Below are 21651 nucleotides of genomic sequence, written 5' to 3' on the forward strand. Positions count from 1 at the left end.
GCTCCATTGATTCTGTTTCTCTTGTGTGCTTGGGTGGGCTGCTCAGTGGGATGGTTTCGCCTCGACGCCGAAGGCTGCCGCAGACCGTGGTGCGCGAAGCGCCCGCCGACAACGTGCTGGACCGCGTCAAGCTGCGAGTTGTGGTTCAGGCAGACTTGTGTGATCGACAAGCGGGCTTGCGGCCCGCTCGACATCGCGCTCGTAGGTACGGGAACCGATGACCAGCATCCAGGCGGCAGCGATCCCGAACACGGGTGTCACGGCCAATGCCGTCTGCAGCCCGAAGGCATCGGACAGCGCCCCCCCAATGAGCGGCCCCATGGCCATGCCGAACAGGTTCTGGAGCAACCCGAGGATCGAAGCGCCCGTGGCGCGAAAGCCGGGGTGAACGACGTTCATGACAATGGCAGCAGAAGGACCGGCGGTACAGGTCGCAAAGAAGCCGCCAAGGGCAAACAACGCGAACTGCACCTGGTTGGAGAGCTGCACGCCGAGCAACGGCAGACCGAACGCGGCGCCAAGGACGGCTGTCGAGATCAGGCACAACACGCCCATCGAAAGCACCCGGGCACGCGGGTAGCGCTTTCCGGCCATGTCACACACGACGCCCCAGATCACACTGCCCAGCGCGCCGCACAGCACGACAAGCGCGGCGTGCACTCCCGCCTGTGCAGGCGCGATCCCATGCACACGATTCAGGAAACTCGGCAGCCAGGCCCACATCGACGACAAGACGATGAGTTGCACGGCGCTCCCGATGCCGACCCACAGCAGCGTCGGCGACCGCTTCAGTGCCTCGAAGGCCGCGCGGAAGACGCCGACCGCTGAGCGCGTGGCTCCCTGGGCATGCGTGCCGACGTCGACCGTTTGGTAGTCGCGCACCTTGATGTAGGCCAGACTCACCAGGAGGCCAGGAATGCCGACCACGCCGAACGCCGCCTGCCAACCCCAGCGCGCCGCGATGACGCCGCCGAGCGCGACGCCCAGCACGGAGCCCACGGAGGCGGCCGCCATGAAGCTGCCCATCAGCGCGCTGCGCATCCGGTCGGGGAAGTGGGTCGCAATCAGTGCGGCGCCCACCGCACCGTAGCCGGCCTCTCCGACGCCGACCACAGCGCGCGCCGCCAAGAGCGCGCTGTAGTTGCGCGTGAACATGCAAGAGATCGAGGCGATGCTCCACACCGTGGCCATCGTCACGATGCTCTTGACGCGGCTCACGCGGTCGGCAACGAGCGACACCGGAAGCGCGCAGGCGGCGAGGACGATCGAGAGGGCCGAAACCAGGGCGCCGAGCTGCTTGTCCGAGAGGCCCCAATCCGCCTTCATGTACGGGAACAGCGAGACGATGACCTGGCGATCGATGTAGTCGAAGAGCATCAGCCCAATGGTCATCGCAAAGGCGAACCACGCCTGGCGCGGCCCGAACAGGTAGCCGTCATTCGGCTTTGAGCTGGTAGTTTGGATATTCACTTTGTCTCCTTCGTTGTAGATATGCGGCGCCCGAGAGCGTGGTGTGGATCTTCCGAACTCAGGCTGTCGGCAGCAGGTAGTCGCGGAAGTTCTCGCGCAGCCGGTTCTTCAGCATCTTCCCCGTGGCGCCCAGCGGAATGCTGTCGACGAATGCCACGTCGTCCGGCGTCCACCACTTGGCGATCCGTCCGTCGAAGAAGGCGAGAAGTTCGTCGCGCGTCACCTCGGCGCCCGGCTTCCTCGCCACCACCAGCAGCGGGCGCTCGTCCCACTTCGGGTGCTTGACGCCGATGCACGCGGCCATCGCCACTGCCGGGTGGGCCATTGCAATGTTTTCGAGGTCGATCGATCCGATCCACTCGCCGCCGGACTTGATGACGTCCTTGCTGCGGTCGGTGATCTGCATGAATCCGTCGGCATCGATCGTCGCGACGTCGCCCGTCGGGAACCACCCCTCGACCAGGGGATCACCGCCTTCGCCCTTGAAGTAGGCGGCAATGACCCAGGGACCGCGCACCATGAGCTCGCCCGAAGTCTGGCCATCGCGCGGGAGTTCGCTGCCGTGCTCATCGACAATCTTCATGTCGATGCCGTACAGAGAGCGCCCCTGCTTCGCCTGCAGCGCCCGGCGCTGCGCCGCGTCAAGGCCCGCATGCTTGCCCTTGAGTTTTCCCAGCGCACCCATCGGGCTCAGCTCGGTCATGCCCCAGGCATGGATCACCTGGACGCCGTACTTGTCCTCGAAGGCATCCATCATGGCCGGCGGGCAGGTCGAGCCGCCGATCACGGTGCGCTTCATGGTGCTGAACTTCAGGTTGTTGGCTTCGACATGCGCCAGCAAGCCCTGCCACACGGTCGGCACGCCTGCCGACATGGTCACGCCTTCGGTCTCGAACAGCTCGTGCAGCGACTTGCCATCCATCCATGGGCCGGGGAACACGAGCTTGGCGCCGACCATGCACGCCACATAGGGCAGGCCCCAGGCGTTGACGTGGAACATCGGCACGACCGGCAGGATCGTGTCGCGCGAAGAGCAGTCGAGCGAATCCGGCAATGCGCTGGCATAGGTGTGCAACACCGTGGACCGGTGGCTGTACAGCGCGCCCTTGGGGTTGCCGGTGGTGCCCGACGTGTAGCACAGCGACGAGGCCGTGTTTTCGTCGAACACCGGCCACTTGAATTCCGGGGAATGCGCGTCGATCAGGTCCTCATAGCACAACAGGTTCGGGATCATCGACGCCACCGGCATGAAGTCCCGGCTGGTCATGGCAACGAATGCCTTGATGGTTTTCACGCGCGAGGCGATCGCCTCGACCAGCGGCAGGAAGGTCAGGTCGAAGAACAGCACCTGGTCTTCGGCATGGTCGGCGATCCACACGACCTGGTCCGGATGCAACCGAGGATTGAGCGTGTGCAGCACGGCGCCGGATCCCGACACCGCGTAGTACAGCTCCATGTGGCGGTAGCCATTCCATGCGAGCGTTGCGACGCGATCGCCGAAGCGGATGCCGTTCGCGGCCAGCGCGTTGGCCATGCGGCGCGCTCGCTGGGCGAGGTCGCCGTAGGTCTGGCGATGCAGGTCGCCTTCGACGCGGCGCGAGACGATTTCCTGGTCGCCATGGTGGCGCTCCGCATGATTGAGGAGCGTCGAGATCAGCAGCGGCTGCTGCATCATGTTTGCGTTCATGATGGTTCCTCTTACCAGCGGGTAGACACGAACCGGCCGTTCACGGCCGCGTCGATGAGATCGGGAACCGCACCGAAGTGCCAGCCCTGTCCGAAGCCGCCGCCGAGCTTGACGTACTTGAAGCTGTTCGTCGCGATGTTGAGGTCGTGACTCCAGGTGCGCACCGGGTTCATGCCCATGCACGTGGAGTGATAGATCTTTCCGCCGGCGTCCTCGATGATCTTGGCCTCGCCGTTGTCTCTGGCCATGTGGTAGGACGGAGTGTCGGTCTGCACCCACATGTGCACGTTCGAGCTCACCTTGCGGCCCTTGATCAGGCCGGCGATCTGGCGAATCTCGTGGTACGTCAGGTGCGGGCAGCCGAAGACGACGATGTCCACCTTGTCGCTCTTGGCCGAGTCGAGTTTGCGGTAGTACTCCCGCACGTCGTCCAGCGTCACGATGTGCTTCTCGACGTTCGCCGGGACCTTGCCGCCGAACGCGGCTTCCAGCGTGCGCGACTCGGGCAGGGCCGAGCCGATGATGTGCAGCATCGGGTCGTTCATTCCCGCGGAGACGCAACCCGACAGGCACTTGCCGGCCGTCGGGCTCAGCAGCGGCGGCATGTTGACGACAGCCGGGATGCGGTTGCCACCCTTTTCGGCAATGACGGCGCCCAGGGCCGCCCAGTCCGCCGGGTCGGTCATCTTCTCCTTGACCTCGTCGGTGAGTTCGACGATCACCTTCGCGAGCCGGTTTTCGTCGAGCAGCATGCCGTATTTGGGCAGGTAGCCGGTATAGCCGGCATACACGGTGTTGACCGTGCTCTCGCGGTTGCTGCGCGCACCGACGAAGGTGTTCAGATAGGCGGCGACGCTGGACTCGGAGGAGGCGCAGAACTCGCCGTACCTCGGCGTGCGGGTGGTGAGGTGCGAATTGCACGACTGCGACATGATCCAGCCGTGCGCCTTCAGCGCGTCATGGCCGCGCACATAGCCGTCGTAGATGTCCTTGGGCAGCTTGTAGCTGCCGTCGCCCCACGAGAAGTTCCACGGGTAGCCGGGCTCCTCGTACTTGTCGATCTGGACGAGATACGGGTCGTTCAGGCAGATCGTCTTGCTCTCGTCGGCGACGCGGGCATCCTTGATCTCGATGAATTTGTCGTACAGCGGGCTGTGGCCCATGTCGAAGGTCGAGAGGTCGGGATGCGACCGGTCCTTCATCTCTATCGGACAGACGTTGAGGACGAAGGACAGCGGCACCATCTCCTCGGCGCCGACAGCCTTGCCAAAGTCCACCAGCTTTTCCAGCGCGAAGCGCCGTGCCTCGCCAAACTTTCCATCCAGCATTTCCTGCTGGTTTCGATCGAGCTTCATATAGTCCTCGTGTAATTCAAATGGGGGTTGGACAAGGCATCAGGCCGATGCTTTGCGCGTGATCGTGACGGTGGCTTCCTTGCCGACTTCGTCGGCGCGGATCTCCACCCAGTCACCTGTGCGGATCTCCTGGAGGGGGTCGCCGTCGAGGCAGTCCACCGCGGGAATCTCGCCGGCGATGGCGCCCGCGATGTCGATGTCGTGCACGTTGCGGCAGACGATGCCGGTCGGGCCGACCTTGGACACCTGGCACTTGTAGTACAGGCCCACCGAGCCCAGCGTCGTGCCGGACACGGTCGGGTACACCATGATCCTGCCCTTCACGCACTGGCCGTTCAGCGGGTTCTCGTAGGCACCGATGATTCCGCCGTCATTGGTGACCGTGTTGTAGCCCCACCCGAATCGCATTTCACTGACGAGAGCCTCACCGCTGGCCCGCCCCTTGGAGCGGGCAATGCCCTTCATTACTTTCACGTGTTCCATGTTTGTCTCCATGTTCTTCAGCCTGCTCAGATCAACATGCCGCCGTTCGGCGAAATGACCTGCCCGGCCAGGTAATGCTCGCCCGCCAGGTGCACGACCGTGGCGGCGTACTCTTCGGGGGTGCCCATCCGTCCGGAGGGCACGAGCTGCAAGAAGCGATTGCGGCCTTCCTCGCCCATCTTCTGCAGGACCGCTTCGACCTCCTGCGTGTGAACAAGGCCCGGTGCCATCACATTCACGTAGATGTTGCTGCCGGCGACTTCCGCGGCGACTGACTTGGTGAAGGCAATCACCGCCCCCTTCGTCGCGCTGTAATGGGGGCTGTGGGCGGACAGGCCCGACATGCCGGACAGCGATGCGACGTTGATGATGCGGCCGTACTTCTGCGGCTCCATCAGCTTGAGCGCTTCGCGCGTGCAGTAGAAGGTGCCGTGCACGTTGACGCCCCACCAGCGGTGCCATTCCTCATCGGTGATGTTGCTGGTGAACTCCAGCGACTCCCGCGGCACGGGCGTCGTGAGGTACGTGTAGTGGCGATTGCGCCGCACGTCGTCAGCCGGCCGGTTGGGCGTCAGCGCCGCGTTGTTCACCAGGATGTGCACGGTGCCGAAGCGTTCGGCCGCCTGGGCGAACATGCGCTGCACAGCGGCGCTGTCCGAGACGTCGCAACACACGGTCAGGCATTCCGAGCCGGCCTCCTCGACCGCGGCGCGCGCCTGCTCGAGACTTGCTTCATTGATGTCGCAGACGACGAGATTGGCGCCGGCTTCGGCCAGGGAGCGCGCCAGGGCGCGGCCGAGGCCCGGGCCTGCGCCCGTGACGAGCGCGACGCGCCCTTCGAGAGGTCTTGTGGATTTCACCATGACGTGCTCCCTGTCTCAGGCCACGCGGCGAAGCGGAGCACCCCGTTCGCCGGACTGACGGTTCGGCGCGTAGCCAATCTTTGCCAGGGTTTCGTCGACGGTCTTGTAGTGCTCGCCGATCTTGTAGATCTCCTTGGCCTGCTTGCCGGTAGCCACTTCGCGATGCATTTCGCGCGAGAGCCGCACCATCTGCTCGACCTGCTGCACGGAGGTCATGCGTTCACCCTTGCGGCCCCAGAGGTTGTCTTCGATGCCCACGCGCACGTGCAGGCCCATGGCGATCGCCATTGCATTCAAGGGCAGGACGCTGCGCATGATGCTTTCGATGGTCAGGACTGCGCCATCAGGGACCCGGCGGATGAACTCCATCATGTTGTAGGGGTTCGGACCGTCCATGCCGCCGCCGATCGCCGCCCAGTTCATGGTCAGGGGGCCGGTGTAGATGCCGCGCCGGATCAGTCGCTCGACCGACTCGAGCTGCCCCACGTCGCCGAGCATGAAGAGCGGCTGAATGCCGTTGGCCTGCAGCCGGCGCAGGTGTTCCTCGACGAAGCCGGGTCCCGAGGGAATGGTCATCTCGCGGTAGGCCTGCTGATAGGCCGGATTCGCAAGGGACGTGTTCGCGACATCGTCCGCGGTCAACAGCTCGCAGATGTTCATCTGGTTGGTGTTGATCGCGATCGTCACCTGGTCGGGCTTCGGCGTGAGTTCCGCGAGCATGTGGCGCGTGTCGTCGCTCAGCCATTGAGCCGCCTCGCTGTCGGTCTCGGGCGCAAACGAAATCGAGCCGCCGACCTGCAGGATCATGTCGGGAACTGCATTGCGCAGACGGGCGAGCAGCTCGTTGAACATCGAAAGGCGCTTGGAGCCCTTGCCGTCCGCCTCGCGGACATGGACGTGCAGGAGCGTGGCGCCGGCGTTGTAGCAGTCCACCGCCTTTTGAACCTGCTCGTCCATCGACACCGGGATGTCGCTGGAGTCGGCGGGAATCCACTCCGGGCCGTAAGGCGCGACCTGGATGACGAGGGGTTGCTGGTTTTCGGGGAGGAGTGAGTCGTCGAGGAATTGCATGGTTGTCTCCGTAGGGAATCGTTGAGTGACGGGTTGAGTATGGTTTTTCCGGATGCCAGGCGATTGACCCGAGGGGACATTTGGATGACCATTCGGGACATCCAAAACAGTCCCTCACGGCCCCGGAGAAATGCACTCCACCATTCGCAGCGCGACCCTGAGCGGCTACCTCGAACTGGCGCGCTCGGTCGGCCTCGATCCCAACCGCCTGATGCGCAAGTGCGGCCTGGATCCTTCGTGCCTTTCGGATCCGGACACGCAAATTGATGCGACAGCGGTGGCAAAGCTGCTCGAAACCTCAGCCGCGGAAAGCCGGGTCGAAGACTTCGGGTTGCGGCTTTCCACGGCCCGGCGCCTGTCGAACCTGGGTCCGTTCAGCCTGGTGGTGCGAGAGGAAACCACGGCACGGCGCGCCCTCGAAACGCTGGGCCGCTATTTGCAGTTGCACAGCGAACTGCTCTCCATCCGCATCGAGGATGCGGGCAATCTCGTGATCCTTCGGGTGGACATCGTGCGGGGGGCGCGGATGCCTCTGCGGCAGGCGATCGAACTCTTCGTGGGCTATCTGTTTCGCATCTTGCAAGAGTTGCTGGGTCCGTCGTGGATGCCCCGGCGTGTTCTCTTCACGCACCCCGCGCCTGCGAGCCTGACTCGGCATGTCGCCATGTTCGGGCGCATCGTCGACTTCGAGGCCGAGTTCAACGGCATCGCCTGCGCGGCGGAGGACCTGGCCGGGCAGCTTCCGTCCGCAGATCCGGTCATGGCGCGCTATGCGCGCCAATATCTGGACGCGATGATTTCGCGTCCGGACATGACGCTCGCGGACAAGGTTCGCTGGCTGGTGCGCGATTTGCTGCCGCTGGGCCGCTGCAACGTCGACAAGGTGGCGCAGCACCTTGGCGTCGATCGCCGGACCGTGCACCGCCATCTTGCGCGCAGCGGAGAAACGTTTTCGTCGCTCGTGGATGACGTGCGAGCCGACCTTGCCGAAAGCTACCTCGAAGGCAACAAGGGCCGCCCTACCGATGTCGCGGATCTGCTCGGGTTCTCGGCACTCAGCGCCTTCTCGCGATGGCACAAGCGCCACTTCGGCTTCACCCTGACGGAAAGGCGCAGCGGCAAATAGGCTCGGGCGGTCGGCCCGCTGGCGACATAGGCCCTGCTCCGACGCGCCAATCCCATGACGCCAGGTACGCTGCTGGAGCACATCAACAGCATGTACTAGAAAAGCGCATGCTTGGTGCAGAGGATCCGCCAGAGCCGAAGGCAGGCCATGTTGGGGCGGCGATCCCCCGAGGAGTGTGAAATGAAGATGCTTGTTTTGACAGTTGCGATGGCCATCGGCCAAATGCTGGCCCTGAGCGCACAGGCGCAGGCCGTGGGCGCCGACGACAAGGCGGCCGCACGCGCCGAGCGGAAGAAGGAAGGCGCGAAAGCGTCGCAAGGCCCGCAGATGGGCGAAGGTACCCCGATCCCGGAAGCGAAGCCGAAGACCTCGGCCGACGAACGCGCCGCCGCACGCGCGCCTCGCAAGGCCGCCGGGGCAGAAGCCGCCCGGGGGCCGCAAATGGGCGAAGCCGAGCCGCCGCGCGTGACCGCGCCAAAGGTGTCGAGCACCGATCGTTCGGCGGCGCGCAAGACCCGCAAATCAGAAGCCGCTGCGGCCAACAAGGCTGGCGAAATCAAGTCGAAAGGCGAAACGAGCTACTGAACGGGCGCGGTGGCCCGATGGCTGGCCCGGAGGATCTGTTCTGGAGGCGACAAAGCAGACATTCGTCGCTCACACGTCCCAGAGGTTGGTGCGAGGCCTACCGCGGCATTTCGTCAGACCGTAGTCAGCATGAAGGCTCTGGGCACTCGGCTGGGCGTTCAACTTTTCGCGTTGTCCGCATGCGCAGTGGCAACCTGACCAGCCTGTTGGATCTGGGTCTCCACCATCGAACTGGCGACAGCGCTGGCTGCGGACTTGAGCGGTGTACCGAGTGAGGCGGCCAGACTTCACTTGGGAAACATGAACTGCGCCTGCACTCGGATCTGCCAATTCGCACCGTTGTCCGGCTTCACCACGTTGTAGTACGCCGAGAGTTGCGTGTTCACCGGCAGCTTGCCCAGGTGGAAGATCTTGCCGACGCCGCCCCCGAGGGGTACGGTCCATCGCTGGCTGCTCTCAGCCTTCCAGTCGGCGGTGATGATCGGGGCGGTGGTGAGATAGAAACCGCCCGGGAAGTTGTAGTTGATGAAGGGCTGGAGCAGGAAGTTGTTGTACGAGCCACCCTGCTTGCTGCTGCTCACCGACCAGATGTTGTTGAACAGCGCGCCGTAAACCCACGGGTCGCCGTGGTCGAGGTGGAGCACGACGGCGGACGGGCCCAGGCCCCAGTTCTTGTTCCCCAACTCCGAATTGCTGTTGGTCGGGATCTGAACCACCGGGCCGGCGCCCCAGATCCACTTGCCGGGGTTGGCCGGCGAGAGAAAGGCAGTCATCACCACATCACCGACGCCATTGAGACTGTCGATGCCGGGCCCCAGCGAAGGCATCGAGATGACCGGCAATATCGTGCGGGTGATGATGTTCCAGTCCTTGTTGACCGAAACAGGAATCACCGGCTGGATGTTCAGGATGTTCTGCGTTCCCTTCTCGGGCCCGAAATTGAGATTGGTGTTGTTCTGGAACGGAACGCTGACGAGGTTGCCGACCGGATTTTGTGCAAGCTTCGCGAGCTCTTCGGCGCTCATCTCTGCGTGTGCCGGCAAAAGCATGGACGCTGCGATTGACGCTGCGATGCAAATTATCCGAGCAGGAAAAGCGAACGGCGTTTTGCGTACCCCGAGGAAATTCCTTGCGATTGGTCGAGGGGCAACTGAGCCCTTTGCGAGTTCGCTCGAACCGCTTGGTTTCGAGCGGTCCATTATCAGCAGCGGCTTGCGACATGCAATCCGTGCCCACACGTGGGTTCACGTACGTATCCGTAGGTGCTTGATACGCGCCTTGGCGCGGTCCGCTGCTTGCACAATGGATTGCTCGCGGATTCTCGCCCCGCCCGAGCGCGGCGATCCGGCCGGCAGCGTCTGGGTCACCAACAACTGGCAGGACATCGACAGCTGTATCGGCACGCCTGAAGAGGGGCTCTCGACCCGCTGCGGCGGTCAGGGTGTCGTCGTCTTTTACGGAATGGCCAAGCCGGTGCGTGCGCCGCAGATCGGTCCCGCACGCCCCTGCTAACGGCCGCGTGCGCTGAAGCCTTCCAAGTCAAGACCGACGACTCCAGAGCGGACGCGGCCGTGTGACTGCTGTTGGTCGATTCACGCGGCGCAGCAATCCGGCGTTCCGGCATCGATGCTGCGGTTCTATGACGAAAAGGGGCTGATCGCCTCCACCGGCAGGCGCGGGCTGCGCCGCCTGTTCGATCCCGGCGTGCTGGAACGGCTGGCGCTGATCGCGCTGGGGCGCGCCGCCGGCTTCTCGCTCGAGGCCCGCGGCCGCCTACCAAGGATTACTATCGGCCAGACACACGCCGCCCACCTCACGCTCATGAACGTCGACACCGCCGCTCTACCCCCCGCTACCGCCCAGGAAATGCCCGCTCCCGACGGGCCACTTTCGCGGGCGCGTCCGGGGCGCGAGCGCATCATGTCGGCGATCCGCGCCGCAGCGATCACGGAGTTCAGCCTGCATGGCCTCAAGGGCACCTCGACTCAGGCCATCGCGGTGCGCGCCGGCCTCACCAAGCCCCAACTCCACTACTACATCGAGGGCAAGGAAGAACTCTACGAGGAACTGCTGATGCAGGTGCTGCACGATTGGAAGGTCGTGTTCTCGTTCGAGGATGCGAGCGACCCGGCCACGGTGCTCGGCGACTACATCCGCAAGAAGCTCGACCACGCCTTCGACAACCCCGAGATGTCGCGCATCTTCTCGCGCGAGGTGCTCGACGGCGGCCGCAACCTCGACCGTTACTGGCCCAACGCGCGCGCCTGGACACAGAAGAAACTCGACGTGATCAACGGCTGGATCGCGCGCGGGCAGATGCGTCCGCTCGACGCGCGCATGCTGCTGATGCACATCTGGGCCATGACCCAGAGCTACGCCGACTATGCGATCCAGACGCGCGTGATGCTCGGCCTGCCGCCCGAGGCGCCAATCGACCGCGAGTCGGTCGCGCGCGAGCTGGTGGCCTTCGTGCTGAACGGCTGCGGCATCAAGGCTTGAGCGGCCTGCGCGTGGCACCCTCCGCCGCCGGCGGCTGGCGCTACGTGATCGATCGCGCGCTCGAATAGCCCGGTCCGGGCCGTCGCCCCGGAGTGCGGCACCCTTCCGGTGCACCCGCGCTGGCACGTCGTTTGCATGAGTCTGACCACTTGCTCTGATTGAGCGGTCAAACAAATCATCATGCGCGTGCTCGTCGTCTACTGCCATCCGGTCGAAACCAGCTTCCATGCCAGCCTGCACCAGCAGGTGCTGAAGAACCTGCGCGCCGCCGGGCACGAGGTGGACGACTGCGACCTTTACGCCAAGGGCTTCAACCCGGTGCTCTCGCGCGAGGAGCGCCTGGGCTACCACGAGGTGCCCGCCAACCAACTGCCGCTGAAGCCCTACGTGGAGCGGCTGCAGTGGGCCGAGGGCATCGTGTTCTGCTTTCCGACCTGGTGCTTCGGCCTGCCGGCCATGCTCAAGGGCTACTTCGACCGGCTCTTCATGCCGGGCGTGGCCTTCGACATCAGCGACCCGGCCAACGTCAAGCCGATGCTCACGCACATCAAGCGCATCAGCGCCGTGGTCACCTACGGTCGGCCCCGCTGGGTGGCCATGTACATGGGCGACCCGCCGCGCAAGATCGTCACGCGGTACATGAAGCGGCTCACCGGCCAGGGCGCGAAGGTGGACTACCACGCCCACTACCACATGAATGTGGCGACTGAGCCCCAGCTCAGACGCTTCATGGCGCGCGTCGGCCAGGCGATGGCGCGCTTCGCATGAACGCGCCCACGGTCCTGGACAACGTGCGGCTGCCGCGCTGGCTGCTGCCGGCCGACTGGCCGCAGCGCAACGGCGTGCCGGTGCTCGCACGCATTGCCATCGAAGCCGGCCGCGTGCAGTCGGTCCGCCCCGCAACCGGCGTCGGCGCACCCACCACGGGCTGGGATCTCGCAGGCACGCTGGTGCTGCCCGGCTTCGTCGACGCCCACACGCACCTCGACAAGGCCTTCACCCTGCCGCGCATGAAGCAGGTGCAGCCCGGGCTGCTCGGCGCCATCGACGCGATGCTGGCCGACCGTGCGCACTGGACTCCCGCTGACGTCCACGAGCGCGCGTCGCGCGGCCTGCAGTGGGCCTGGGAATGTGGCACCACGCACGTGCGCACGCACGTCGACTGGTGGGAGCCCGAATCGCTGCCCATGGCTTGGCCCGTGATGGCCGAGCTGGCGCAGGAATGGGCCGGCAAGGTGCGCCTGGAGCAGGTGAGCCTCATCAAGCTGCCGCTGTTCGAAGATGCTGCGCAAGCCCTGCACCTCGCGAAACAGGTGAAGGCCACCGGACCGCACGCGCTGCTCGGGGGCTTTGTGCACTCCACCAACTGGAGCGAGAACGCGCTGCGCAACCTGCTGGTGTCGGCGCTGGCCTTCGATCTCGACATCGACCTGCATGTGGACGAGGAGCTCAACGCCGCGGCCGTCGGCCTGCAGACCACGGCCCGCATCCTGCGCGAGATCGGCTACGAAGGCCGCGTGGTCTGCGGCCACATCTGCGCGCTGGCGGCGCAGCCCGAGGCGCAGGCCCTGGCCACGCTCGACGCCGTGGCGCGCGCCCCCATCACCGTGGTGTCGCTGCCCGCCACCAACCTGCTGCTTCAGGACGCCGTCACCGGCCGCACGCCGCGACAGCGTGGCCTCACGCTGGTGAAGGAGGCGCGCGAGCGCGGCATTCCGCTGCTGTTTGCGAGCGACAACGTGCAGGACCCGTTCTGTCGGCTCGGCAGCTTCGACCCCGTGGAAGCGCTGGGCACGGCCGCGCTGGTGGCGCAGCTCGACGAGCCCTTCGACACCTGGTCGCAGGCGCTGTGCCGCGGCGACTGGCTGCGGCGCGAGCGCGCACCTGCACGGCCAACGCTGGAAGGCGCATCCGCCGACCTCGTGCTCTTCACCGACGCCGACCGCTTCGGCTGGCCCTCGCGCACCGCGAACCGCATAGTGCTGCGCGACGGCCGCGTGACCCGCGGTGACGCCACCCCCTTCCTTCCCCGGTAACGAACCACAAGGACACCCATGCTCCACGGCTACATCCCGCCCCACCGCTTCCTGCCCTATCTGAGCTGGAGCGAAATCGCCGCGCTGCCCGACCGCGAGAACACCGTCATCGTGCTGCCCTGCGGTGCCATCGAGCAGCACGGCCCGCACCTGCCGTGCTCGGTCGACAGCGTGATCAGCTCGGGCGTGATGGGCAAGGCGCTGGAGAAGCTGCCGGCCGACGTGCGCGCCTTCGCACTGCCGACCATCACCTACGGCAAGTCGGAAGAACACCTGCACTTTCCCGGCACCATGACGCTGACCGGCACCACGCTGCTGTCCACCGTGATCGAGATCGGCGAGTCGGTCTACCGCTCGGGCTTTCGCAAGCTGCTGTTCGCCAACGGCCACGGCGGCCAGCCGCAGGTCCTGGAGATGGCGGCGCGCGAACTGCGCCTGCGCCATGGCGACTTCGTGATCGTGCCGTACGGCGTGTCGCGCCTGCCGAGCGCCGCGAGCAAGCAGGTGAGCGAGCAGGAGAAGAAGCTCGCGATGCACGCGGGCCATTCCGAGACCGCGCTGATGCTCGCACTCGCGCCCGAGACGGTGCATATGGAGCGCGCGGTGGCCAACTTTCCGCCGCCCTTTCCCATCAAGCTGCTGTCGGCCGACGGCCGCCCGGCGTGCGCCTGGACCGCGCGCGACTTCGGCCCCAGCGGCGTCATCGGCGACCCGACTACCGCCACGCGCGAGCAGGGCGAAGCCATCCTGGACACGCTGTCCGACAGCTGGGTGCAGGCGCTGACCGAGCTCCACGCGCTGCGCTGGCTCGTGCGCGAGGAAGCCACTTGGGAGCGCGGCCACCAGCAGGGCTTCGTCCAGCAGAGCTTCGCTCCCGCCTGAGCCTGCTACTTGAATCCGACCCGTTCACACATTTTTCTTTCTTCACTTCACCCCAGCCCTCGAGAGGTCATCCCATGCGCTCCTTCGCACTGTCCCTGGCCGGCGCCGCCGCCATCGCTTTCCTCGCCGCCGCGCCCGCGCAGGCCGAAGACAAGTTCACCTACATGACCAACTGGTACGCGCAGGCCGAGCACGGCGGCTTCTACCAGGCCGTGGCGCAGGGCATCTACAAGAAGTACGGCCTGGACGTGACCATCAAGATGGGCGGCCCGCAGGTCAACATCACGCAGATGATGGCCGCCGGCCAGGCCGACTGCATCATGGGTTCAAGCGACATCCAGATGATGCAGGTGCGCGAAGGCGGCGTGCCGGTGGTCAACGTCGCGGCCTTCTTCCAGAAGGACCCGCAGGTGCTGATCGCGCACGACGACGTCAAGAAGTTCGAGGACCTCAAGGGCAAGACGATCCTGATCGGCGCCCAGGCCAACCGCGGCTACTGGCCCTGGCTCAAGGCCAAGTTCGGGCTCACCGACGAGCAGACCCGGCCCTACACCTTCAACATCCAGCCCTTCGTCGCCGACAAGAACGCCGCGCAGCAGGGCTACCTGACCTCCGAGCCCTACGCCATCCAGAAGGCCGGCGTGAAAAGCACGGTGCTGATGTTCAGCGACCACGGCTTCCCGGCCTACGCGACCACGGTCTCGTGCATGGACAAGACCGTCAAGGAGCGCAGCAAGCAGGTGGCGGCCTTCGTCAAGGCCTCGGCCGAGGGCTGGAAGAGCTACCTCGCCGATCCCGCTCCCGCCAACGCGCTGATCAAGAAGGACAACCCCAACATGACCGACGACCAGCTCGCCTACAGCGTCGCCAAGCTCAAGGAGATGGGCATGGTCACGGGCGGCGACGCGGCCACGCAGGGCATCGGCGTCATCACCGATGCGCGCGCCAAGGCCAGCTACGACTTCCTGGTCTCCGCCAAGTTGCTCGACCCCGCCAAGGTCGAGATCGCCAAGACCTACACGACCGACTTCGTGAAGGACGCCAAGGTCCTGCCCTGACACACCGGGCGCTTCGGCGCCCTCTCGAAAGGCCCCGCATGAACGACACCGAATCCGCCTCCTACACGCTGCCGCCGCAGCCGCGCTTCACCGTCCCGGCGGTCGAGGTGCTCTCCGCCGAGAAGACCTATCCGAACGGCACCCAGGCGCTGCTGCCGGTCGACCTGAGCATCGCCGAAGGCGAATTCGTCACCTTGCTCGGGCCTTCGGGCTGCGGCAAGAGCACCTTGCTCAAGATGGTGGCCGGCATGCTCGAGCCGACCGACGGCCGGCTGCTGGTGTGGCGCAAGCCGGTGGCGCAGATCGACGAGAGCGGCCGCCGCATGGCCTTCGTGTTCCAGTCGCCGACCCTGATGCCCTGGGCCAGCGTGCGCACCAACGTGCGGCTGCCGCTCGACCTCGCCGGCGTGCCGCGCAAGGAGGCCGAGGAGCGCGTCGCCGAGGCGCTCGAACTGGTCGGCCTGGACAAGTTCGCTTCGGCCCTGCCGCGCGCCCTGTCGGGCGGCATGCAGATGCGGGTGTCGATCGCGCGCGGCCTGGTGACGCAGCCCGACCTGCTGCTGATGGACGAGCCCTTCGGCGCGCTCGACGAGATCACGCGCCACAAGCTCGACGCCGAACTGCTCGACCTCTGGCGCAAGAAGAAGCTCACGGTGATCTTCGTCACCCACTCGATCCACGAGGCGGTGTTCCTGTCGAGCCGCGTCGTGATGATGGCCGCGCGCCCGGGCCGCGTGGTCGAGCAGTTCCGCATCGACGAGCCCTATCCGCGCAGCGCCGACTTCATGGTGTCGCCGCAGTTCAGCCGCTACGCCAAGACGCTGCAGGACAGCCTGCTGCGCGCCAGCAGCGCGCACGACGAGGTGCAGGCATGAGCGCACTGGCACCGACAAGCGCCGCGGGAACGACGACGATGACCCCACCAGCAACGCCCACCAGACCGCGCCCTGCGCCGAAGCCGACGCTGAAGAAGCAGCCGGCCCGCATTCCGCTGCTCCAGCAGCCGCGCGTCCAGCGCGTGATGTACCCGCTGCTGGTCGGCGTGGTGCTGATCGCGCTCTGGCAGGGCCTGGTCACGGCGATGGAGCTGCCGCCCTACCTGGTGCCATCGCCCTACCTGATGATGCAGACCCTGGTCACCGACTGGGTGCCGCTCGGCATGGCCCTGCTCGTGACGCTCAAGATCACCGTGCTGTCCTTCGTGGTCGCCACCATCGCCGGCGTGCTGATCTCCTTCCTGTTCGTGCAGAGCAAGCTGATCGAGACCGCGCTGTTCCCGTACGCGGTACTGCTTCAGGTGACGCCGATCGTCGCGGTCGCGCCGCTGATCATCATCTGGGTCAAGAACCCGACCGCCGCGATGGTGGTCTGCGCGGCGCTGGTCGCGCTGTTCCCGATCATCAGCAACACCACGCTGGGCCTGCGCAGCATCGACCCCGACCTGCAGAGCTACTTCAAGCTGAACCGCGCCACGCGCTGGCAGCAACTGGTGCGCCTGCGCATCCCGAGCGCGCTGCCCTACTTCTTCGGCGGGCTGCGCATTTCCAGCGGCCTCGCGCTGATCGGCGCGGTGGTGGCCGAATTCGTGGCCGGCACGGGCGGCTCGGGCGCGGGGCTGGCGTACCAGATCTTGCAGGCGGGCTTCCAGCTGAACATTCCGCGCATGTTCGCGGCCCTGCTGCTCATTTCCCTCACCGGTGTCGCGCTCTTCGTGCTGATGGCCTGGCTCACCAAGCTGGCGCTCGGCTCGTGGCACGCGAGCGAACTTTCCCAGGATTGAACTTGACCATGAACGCTCCTGTTTCCTCCATCGAGCAACTGCTGCTCGAACTCCCCGACCTCGACTGGATCACCGACGAAGGCCGCGTCACGCGACTCTCGCAGGATTTCTTCTGGTTCAGCCCAGTACTCACGCGCCAGTTGAAGGGCAAGCGCGCCGACGTGGTGGTGCGCCCGCGCACCGAGGAAGAGATCCGCGCCGTGGTGGGCGCCTGTGCGCGTCGCAACGTGCCCATCACCATCCGCGGCAGCGGCACCGGAAACTACGGCCAGACTACGCCACTGGCCGGTGGCGTAGTGCTCGACATGACGGGCTACAACGCCTGCCTGTGGGTGCAGCCCGGCGTGGCACGCGCGCAGGCCGGTATCCGCCTGGGCGAGCTGGAGAAGCAGACGAAACCCACCGGCCAGGAGATGCGCTGCGTACCCTCGACCTATCGCAGCGCCACACTCGGCGGACTGTTCGGCGGCGGCTTCGGCGGCGTGGGCTCGATCAACTACGGACCGCTGGGTGCGTCGGGAAATATCATTGGCATCCGTGCGATGACTATCGAAGCCGAGCCGCAGATCGTCGAGCTACGCGGTCCCGACGCCATGCGCATGCATCACCTGTGGGGCACCAACGGCCTGGTGCTGGAGCTGGAGATCGCGCTGGCGCCCGCTCACCCGTGGCTCGAGACGCTGGTGACCTTCGACAGCTTCGAGAATGCGCTGAACTTTGCGGACAAGCTGGCAAATTCGCCAGGAATCGTGAAGCGCGGCGTCACTTTCTTTGCCGCGCCGATTTCCGACCACCTCACGCAACTGGCAGCGCACCTGCCGAAGGGCTGCCACACGGTGCTGTCGCTGGTGGCCGAGTCGGGCGAGCCCGCCATGATGCTTCTAGTGGAGGCGCACGGTGGCATCGTGGGCTACCGCAAGACCGCTGCCGAGGTGCAGAAGAGCAACCGCACGCTGATGGAGTTCACCTGGAACCACACGACGCTGCATTCGCTGAAGATCGATCCGACGCTGACCTACCTGCAGAGCGGGTTCATTCCGGGCAAGCATGTCGAGCAGATCATCGAGATGGAGAAGCTGCTGGGCGGCGAGGTGATGATGCACGTCGAGTTCCTGCGCAACGTGGCCGGCCTCTTGACCTGCAGCGGTCTGCAACTGGTACGCTTCAGCACCGAGGAGCGGTTGAACGAGATCATCGACATCCACCGTGCCCACAATGTGCACATCAACAACCCGCACGTGAACATCGTGGAAGACGGCAAGGCCGGCGGGCCGCTGCCGCCGGAAGTGATCGAGGTGAAGAAGCGCTTCGATCCACTGGGGTTACTTAACCCCGGTAAGTTGCGCGACTGGCCGGTGAAGGAGACGGTTGCGGCCTGAGCGCGGGCACTCGGTTCATTGAACTGGCACTGACCACGTAATGGCGCCCAACGATCCCGCGAACGGCGACCCCGGTCCCGCGCTCGGGCCTCGCTCGCCAGGTCAAGCTGGTAATTTCTAGATAGAACTCAATACGCATCGAGACCGAGAGTCATCCCCCAATAGGATCCGGCGGCCGAATTCGGGGTCGCACATCGTCGAGCTGCTGAAGATCGACGACCCGCTGGAGCGGGGCTTCTATGAACAGCAGGCGCTGCGCGAACGCTGGTCGGTGCGCGAGTGGGTCCGGCAAAAGGACAGTGCGCTCTTCCTGCGCCTGGCGCCAGCCAGGACAAGGCCGGCATCCTGCAACCGGCCAAGGCAGGGCCAAGTTGTCGATCGGCACCCAGGATGGAATCCCGAGGCGACTCGCAACAAGGGGTTAGGAAACAGATCTGCCAGGCTACTCGAGGGTTTTTCACCCATCTCTGAATTCTCCGGGCCGCGCGGACGGGGGACGAGCCGCCGGCGGGCCCAGGGCGCGAACAGCCGTTCCGGGCCCGTTGCCGTCCTTCAGCATCAGAAGAAGCTGACCTTCATCGAAGCTGCTGAACGCCATGCCTTGGAGATCGCCGCTCGAACGGCGCTTTCCGGCAGGAACGCAGCATGAGGCAGACAATGGAACGATCCGTGAGAGGCCAACATGACGCAACCACCTTCCGAGCTCATACATCTAGCTGGCGATCGGGGTCTGGTGGAGTCGCCCCGGTGGCACAACGGACGATGGTGGTTCGCTGACTGGACTGCTGGCGAGATCATGTCACTTGGCAATGACGACGGTGCGCCCAAAACCGTCGTACAAGCACCCGCGCCACCACTCTCGTTCGACTTCCTGCCTGACGGCGGCTTGCTGTTCGTCTCGTCGCGCGCCGGCAAACTCGTCCGCCAGAACTCGGACGGCGCGCTGGCAACCTACGCCGACCTGGCATCCTTCTCGAAGGGCTTGTGGAATGAGATCGTCGTGGACGGCCGTGGCAATGCTTACGTGAACGGTGAATGCCTGTTGGTCGTGACGCCCGATGGCAAGGTGCGGTCCCTCGCGGAGGGATTTGCTTTCCCGAACGGAATGGCGATTACCCCGGACAACAGGACGTTGATCCTTGCGGAGTCGCACGGCCGACGCCTGACCGCTTTCGACATTGCGGCCGACGGCGTGTTGTCAGGACGCCGGATTTGGGCGGACCTTGGTGAGGGAACGCCAGACGGCATTTGCGTCGATGCACAAGGCTGTGTCTGGTACGCCGACGTGCCTCACAAATGCTGTGTGCGAGTCCGTGAAGGCGGAACAGTCCAGCAACGCATCGAACTCGATCGCGGCGCATTCGCTTGCATGCTCGGCGGTCCTGATCGCAAGACCCTCTTGATCGCCGCCGCTCGCTGGTTCGGTATGGATCGCATGGATGACATGGCCGGTACCGGCCAGTTGCTCGCGGCGACGGTGGACATCCCCGGTGTCGGCTGGCCCTGACTGAAGTGCCATTTCAGCGCCGCAGGCAATAGAAAGAATCATTGAATCGTTGATCTGTTGAGCTGGGTGGCCCGATGTTGCCGCCAAGGTGGGCAGCTCTGGGGCGAGAGCGGCGTCGAGCGACTGCTTTTTGGCAGCCACATTGAACGGCGGGTGATGGCCGACTACGGCTGTCCGCATGTTCCTGCCACCGCGGTCAGTATGTCGCGCATTCCTTGCCGGTCCCTGCGCGTAACGAGCCCGATACCGACAGCCAGTTCTTCGCCCTCGACCAGAGACCTGTAGACGACGCCCGCCCGTCTCAATCCAGTGAAAGACTTGGGCAGTAGGGCCACACCGCGTCCGCTGGCCACGTCACTCAGCAGAACGTGATGGTCGGTCGGTTCCCTTAGCTTTGACGGGGCGAAGTCATAGCGCGAGAAGACCTTCTGGCAGTAGTCGTAGAACGCGGGCTGTCGCGCGCGCTCGAACCAGAAGACCGATTCACGCGCCAGGTCTGCGAGACTGACCGCCTTGCGCCTCGCCAGCTGATGTGAGGACTGCATCGCGACCACCATCGGCAGGCGGTCGAGTTCCAAGACATCCAACCCATGCGCATCCGTAGGCAGCGCGACGAAGGCGGCATCCAGTTTGCCGGCGCGAAGCTGGCGTACGAGCCGCGGTGAGGCATCGGACAAGGTTGACACGGCCGTTCCGGGATGGATTGCCTGCATTCGTTGGGCCAGCCCACGGAACCAGGTCGGCTCCACTGCGCTAGTCAGGCCAAGCCGAAGGGTGGCCGGCAAGCCCCGGGTCGCGAGCTCCGCTTCGGCCTCGCGGAGCAACTTCCCGATGCTCCGCGCATAGGGCAGCAGCCTCTGTCCGGCGTCGGTGAGGTTCACCCCTTTCGTGTTGCGGTCGAACAGCCGCGTCCCCAACCGTTCCTCGAGCTCCCGAATCGCCCGACTCAATGGCGGCTGAGACAGGTGCAGTGTCTCGGCCGCTTGGCGAAAGCTCAGCGCGTCTGCGACGGCAAGGAATAGCGCCAGTGCCCGGGAATCCAGGAGGTTTGACATATCAAAAAGGTATCACGAACTTGGTCATTCTGCATACCGGAGGTCGGCCCTACAGTGACCTTCATCAACATTATTGGAGGATGTCATGACCCATTCCCGCCATGCTGCAGCGACCGACACTGTTCGGCGGTACCGAAGTGGAGGTGCTCAATGAACGCTGAACGTTACGAACGCGGCTCGCGCATGTTGACCGCCGTGGACGGCCCAGCGGGCCTGGAAGTGGTCGAGGAACTAGCGAAGTCGTTTCCAGACTTCGCGCGCTATGTGCTTGAATTCCCGTTCGGCGACATCTACGCGCGAGAAGGCCTGGGCTTGCGAGAGCGTGAATTGGCGACGGTCGCGGCGTTGTGCGCACTTGGCCATGCGCAGCCCCAGTTGCGTGTGCATGTGCATGCTGCATTGCACGTCGGCTGCACGCCAGCAGAGGTGGTCGAAGTTGTGATGCAGATGGCGGTCTACGCGGGTTTTCCGGCGGCGCTGAACGGACTGTCCATCGTACGTGAGGTGTTCGCAGAGTCAGGAATTCCGCTCCCACTGGCCTGAAGTCACACCGTCGGATGAACGACCGGTCTTGGCCGAGGCCGTGTGGAAACGCAATTGGCACAACAGTATGCCGAACACGAGACCACAGGTCCCGTCATTGAGCCTGCTGATGCCATCCAGTGCTCATCGCCGCGCGAACGCGCATTCGTCTTGTTCGTGATGTTCTGGACCACCCTCAGCCGTCGTTAAAAGCGCTCACGCCCCCGCCAGCTTCATCGCCTTCATCGTTCTGGTCATGCCCAGGATGGCGATCACCCGCTTGAGGTTGTAAG

The 21651-nt window shown here is 65.0% G+C and carries 21 protein-coding genes and 1 pseudogene; 14 read left to right on the forward strand and 8 right to left on the reverse strand.

Going from position 1 to position 21651, the window contains the following annotated elements; genetic code table 11:
• Positions 1-126 precede the first annotated feature (126 nt).
• Genes AC1D2O_RS32475 through AC1D2O_RS32500 form a run of 6 tightly spaced genes read right to left on the reverse strand, consistent with a single transcriptional unit; the run spans position 127 to position 6929 of the window.
• Positions 127-1470, reverse strand: coding sequence for an MFS transporter (locus tag AC1D2O_RS32475; protein WP_478158529.1), 1344 nt, complete (start codon positions 1468-1470; stop codon positions 127-129).
• A gap of 58 nt (positions 1471-1528) precedes the next feature.
• On the reverse strand, positions 1529-3157 hold the full coding sequence (locus tag AC1D2O_RS32480) for a 3-(methylthio)propionyl-CoA ligase (protein WP_478158530.1): 1629 nt from the start codon (positions 3155-3157) through the stop codon (positions 1529-1531).
• 11 nt (positions 3158-3168) lie between these two features.
• Positions 3169-4512, reverse strand: a complete 1344-nt coding sequence (locus AC1D2O_RS32485; RefSeq protein ID WP_478093180.1) for an aconitase X — start codon at positions 4510-4512, stop codon at positions 3169-3171.
• 39 nt (positions 4513-4551) lie between these two features.
• Positions 4552-4995, reverse strand: coding sequence for an aconitase X swivel domain-containing protein (locus tag AC1D2O_RS32490; protein ID WP_478093178.1), 444 nt, complete (start codon positions 4993-4995; stop codon positions 4552-4554).
• Between the two features lie 26 nt (positions 4996-5021).
• On the reverse strand, positions 5022-5858 hold the full coding sequence (locus tag AC1D2O_RS32495; protein WP_478158531.1) for an SDR family NAD(P)-dependent oxidoreductase: 837 nt from the start codon (positions 5856-5858) through the stop codon (positions 5022-5024).
• 15 nt (positions 5859-5873) lie between these two features.
• Positions 5874-6929, reverse strand: coding sequence for a beta-keto acid cleavage family enzyme (locus tag AC1D2O_RS32500; protein ID WP_478094646.1), 1056 nt, complete (start codon positions 6927-6929; stop codon positions 5874-5876).
• Positions 6930-7059: 130 nt separating this feature from the next.
• Between AC1D2O_RS32500 and AC1D2O_RS32505 the strand changes: the two genes are divergently transcribed.
• The gene (locus AC1D2O_RS32505) at positions 7060-8055 is read left to right on the forward strand and encodes an AraC family transcriptional regulator (RefSeq protein ID WP_478158532.1); all 996 of its coding nucleotides are present in this window, start codon (positions 7060-7062) and stop codon (positions 8053-8055) included.
• A gap of 180 nt (positions 8056-8235) precedes the next feature.
• Positions 8236-8640, forward strand: a complete 405-nt coding sequence (locus AC1D2O_RS32510) for a hypothetical protein (RefSeq protein ID WP_478158533.1) — start codon at positions 8236-8238, stop codon at positions 8638-8640.
• A gap of 287 nt (positions 8641-8927) precedes the next feature.
• On the opposite strand, the gene AC1D2O_RS32515 is transcribed toward AC1D2O_RS32510, so the two are convergent.
• Positions 8928-9839, reverse strand: coding sequence for a transporter (locus AC1D2O_RS32515; protein ID WP_478158534.1), 912 nt, complete (start codon positions 9837-9839; stop codon positions 8928-8930).
• A 103-nt stretch (positions 9840-9942) separates the two neighbouring features.
• Between AC1D2O_RS32515 and AC1D2O_RS32520 the strand changes: the two genes are divergently transcribed.
• From AC1D2O_RS32520 to AC1D2O_RS32570, 11 genes and pseudogenes are all read left to right on the forward strand, one after another.
• A complete protein-coding gene (locus tag AC1D2O_RS32520) occupies positions 9943-10152 on the forward strand; it encodes a hypothetical protein (RefSeq protein ID WP_478158535.1) in 210 nt (69 codons plus the stop codon).
• A gap of 78 nt (positions 10153-10230) precedes the next feature.
• Positions 10231-10392: pseudogene (locus AC1D2O_RS32525) on the forward strand (MerR family DNA-binding transcriptional regulator); the annotation flags it as partial.
• A 69-nt stretch (positions 10393-10461) separates the two neighbouring features.
• Positions 10462-11139, forward strand: coding sequence for a TetR family transcriptional regulator C-terminal domain-containing protein (locus AC1D2O_RS32530; protein ID WP_478158540.1), 678 nt, complete (start codon positions 10462-10464; stop codon positions 11137-11139).
• A gap of 180 nt (positions 11140-11319) precedes the next feature.
• Positions 11320-11907, forward strand: a complete 588-nt coding sequence (locus AC1D2O_RS32535; RefSeq protein WP_478090997.1) for an NAD(P)H-dependent oxidoreductase — start codon at positions 11320-11322, stop codon at positions 11905-11907.
• Positions 11904-13175: an amidohydrolase family protein gene (locus AC1D2O_RS32540; protein WP_478090999.1), complete on the forward strand. Its 1272-nt coding sequence runs from the start codon at positions 11904-11906 to the stop codon at positions 13173-13175. The genes AC1D2O_RS32535 and AC1D2O_RS32540 overlap by 4 nt, the downstream gene beginning before the upstream one ends.
• An 18-nt stretch (positions 13176-13193) precedes the next feature.
• Complete coding sequence (locus AC1D2O_RS32545) at positions 13194-14057, forward strand: creatininase family protein (protein WP_478091000.1); 864 nt, start codon at positions 13194-13196, stop codon at positions 14055-14057.
• 74 nt (positions 14058-14131) lie between these two features.
• Positions 14132-15115, forward strand: coding sequence for an ABC transporter substrate-binding protein (locus tag AC1D2O_RS32550; protein ID WP_478158536.1), 984 nt, complete (start codon positions 14132-14134; stop codon positions 15113-15115).
• Between the two features lie 38 nt (positions 15116-15153).
• Complete coding sequence (locus AC1D2O_RS32555; RefSeq protein WP_286370163.1) at positions 15154-15990, forward strand: ABC transporter ATP-binding protein; 837 nt, start codon at positions 15154-15156, stop codon at positions 15988-15990.
• Positions 15987-16895 (forward strand): ABC transporter permease, encoded by a 909-nt coding sequence (locus AC1D2O_RS32560; RefSeq protein WP_478158537.1) that lies wholly within the window; start codon positions 15987-15989, stop codon positions 16893-16895. The genes AC1D2O_RS32555 and AC1D2O_RS32560 overlap by 4 nt, the downstream gene beginning before the upstream one ends.
• An 8-nt stretch (positions 16896-16903) precedes the next feature.
• Positions 16904-18274 (forward strand): FAD-binding oxidoreductase, encoded by a 1371-nt coding sequence (locus AC1D2O_RS32565; RefSeq protein ID WP_478091006.1) that lies wholly within the window; start codon positions 16904-16906, stop codon positions 18272-18274.
• A 682-nt stretch (positions 18275-18956) separates the two neighbouring features.
• A complete protein-coding gene (locus tag AC1D2O_RS32570; RefSeq protein WP_478091008.1) occupies positions 18957-19781 on the forward strand; it encodes an SMP-30/gluconolactonase/LRE family protein in 825 nt (274 codons plus the stop codon).
• A 164-nt stretch (positions 19782-19945) separates the two neighbouring features.
• On the opposite strand, the gene AC1D2O_RS32575 is transcribed toward AC1D2O_RS32570, so the two are convergent.
• Positions 19946-20836: a LysR family transcriptional regulator gene (locus AC1D2O_RS32575; RefSeq protein WP_478158538.1), complete on the reverse strand. Its 891-nt coding sequence runs from the start codon at positions 20834-20836 to the stop codon at positions 19946-19948.
• Positions 20837-20986: 150 nt separating this feature from the next.
• Here AC1D2O_RS32575 and AC1D2O_RS32580 point away from each other — a divergent pair, with 150 nt between their 5' ends.
• The gene (locus AC1D2O_RS32580; RefSeq protein ID WP_477650787.1) at positions 20987-21379 is read left to right on the forward strand and encodes a carboxymuconolactone decarboxylase family protein; all 393 of its coding nucleotides are present in this window, start codon (positions 20987-20989) and stop codon (positions 21377-21379) included.
• Positions 21380-21651: the final 272 nt, after the last annotated feature.

The organism is Variovorax sp. P1_G12 (genome assembly GCF_056405555.1).

Bases quoted from the DNA above. Each gene is read 5' to 3' on its own strand.
- AC1D2O_RS32480 (WP_478158530.1), bottom strand. From the start codon at position 3,157: ATGAACGCAAACATGATGCAGCAGCCGCTGCTGATCTCGACGCTCCTC.
- AC1D2O_RS32530 (WP_478158540.1), top strand. From the start codon at position 10,462: ATGAACGTCGACACCGCCGCTCTACCCCCCGCTACCGCCCAGGAAATG.
- AC1D2O_RS32565 (WP_478091006.1), top strand. From the start codon at position 16,904: ATGAACGCTCCTGTTTCCTCCATCGAGCAACTGCTGCTCGAACTCCCC.
- AC1D2O_RS32575 (WP_478158538.1), bottom strand. From the start codon at position 20,836: ATGTCAAACCTCCTGGATTCCCGGGCACTGGCGCTATTCCTTGCCGTC.
- AC1D2O_RS32515 (WP_478158534.1), bottom strand. From the start codon at position 9,839: ATGGACCGCTCGAAACCAAGCGGTTCGAGCGAACTCGCAAAGGGCTCA.
- AC1D2O_RS32570 (WP_478091008.1), top strand. From the start codon at position 18,957: ATGACGCAACCACCTTCCGAGCTCATACATCTAGCTGGCGATCGGGGT.
- AC1D2O_RS32550 (WP_478158536.1), top strand. From the start codon at position 14,132: ATGCGCTCCTTCGCACTGTCCCTGGCCGGCGCCGCCGCCATCGCTTTC.
- AC1D2O_RS32485 (WP_478093180.1), bottom strand. From the start codon at position 4,512: ATGAAGCTCGATCGAAACCAGCAGGAAATGCTGGATGGAAAGTTTGGC.
- AC1D2O_RS32495 (WP_478158531.1), bottom strand. From the start codon at position 5,858: ATGGTGAAATCCACAAGACCTCTCGAAGGGCGCGTCGCGCTCGTCACG.
- AC1D2O_RS32535 (WP_478090997.1), top strand. From the start codon at position 11,320: ATGCGCGTGCTCGTCGTCTACTGCCATCCGGTCGAAACCAGCTTCCAT.
- AC1D2O_RS32555 (WP_286370163.1), top strand. From the start codon at position 15,154: ATGAACGACACCGAATCCGCCTCCTACACGCTGCCGCCGCAGCCGCGC.
- AC1D2O_RS32560 (WP_478158537.1), top strand. From the start codon at position 15,987: ATGAGCGCACTGGCACCGACAAGCGCCGCGGGAACGACGACGATGACC.
- AC1D2O_RS32540 (WP_478090999.1), top strand. From the start codon at position 11,904: ATGAACGCGCCCACGGTCCTGGACAACGTGCGGCTGCCGCGCTGGCTG.
- AC1D2O_RS32500 (WP_478094646.1), bottom strand. From the start codon at position 6,929: ATGCAATTCCTCGACGACTCACTCCTCCCCGAAAACCAGCAACCCCTC.
- AC1D2O_RS32490 (WP_478093178.1), bottom strand. From the start codon at position 4,995: ATGGAACACGTGAAAGTAATGAAGGGCATTGCCCGCTCCAAGGGGCGG.
- AC1D2O_RS32520 (WP_478158535.1), top strand. From the start codon at position 9,943: ATGGATTGCTCGCGGATTCTCGCCCCGCCCGAGCGCGGCGATCCGGCC.
- AC1D2O_RS32545 (WP_478091000.1), top strand. From the start codon at position 13,194: ATGCTCCACGGCTACATCCCGCCCCACCGCTTCCTGCCCTATCTGAGC.
- AC1D2O_RS32580 (WP_477650787.1), top strand. From the start codon at position 20,987: ATGAACGCTGAACGTTACGAACGCGGCTCGCGCATGTTGACCGCCGTG.
- AC1D2O_RS32510 (WP_478158533.1), top strand. From the start codon at position 8,236: ATGAAGATGCTTGTTTTGACAGTTGCGATGGCCATCGGCCAAATGCTG.
- AC1D2O_RS32505 (WP_478158532.1), top strand. From the start codon at position 7,060: ATGCACTCCACCATTCGCAGCGCGACCCTGAGCGGCTACCTCGAACTG.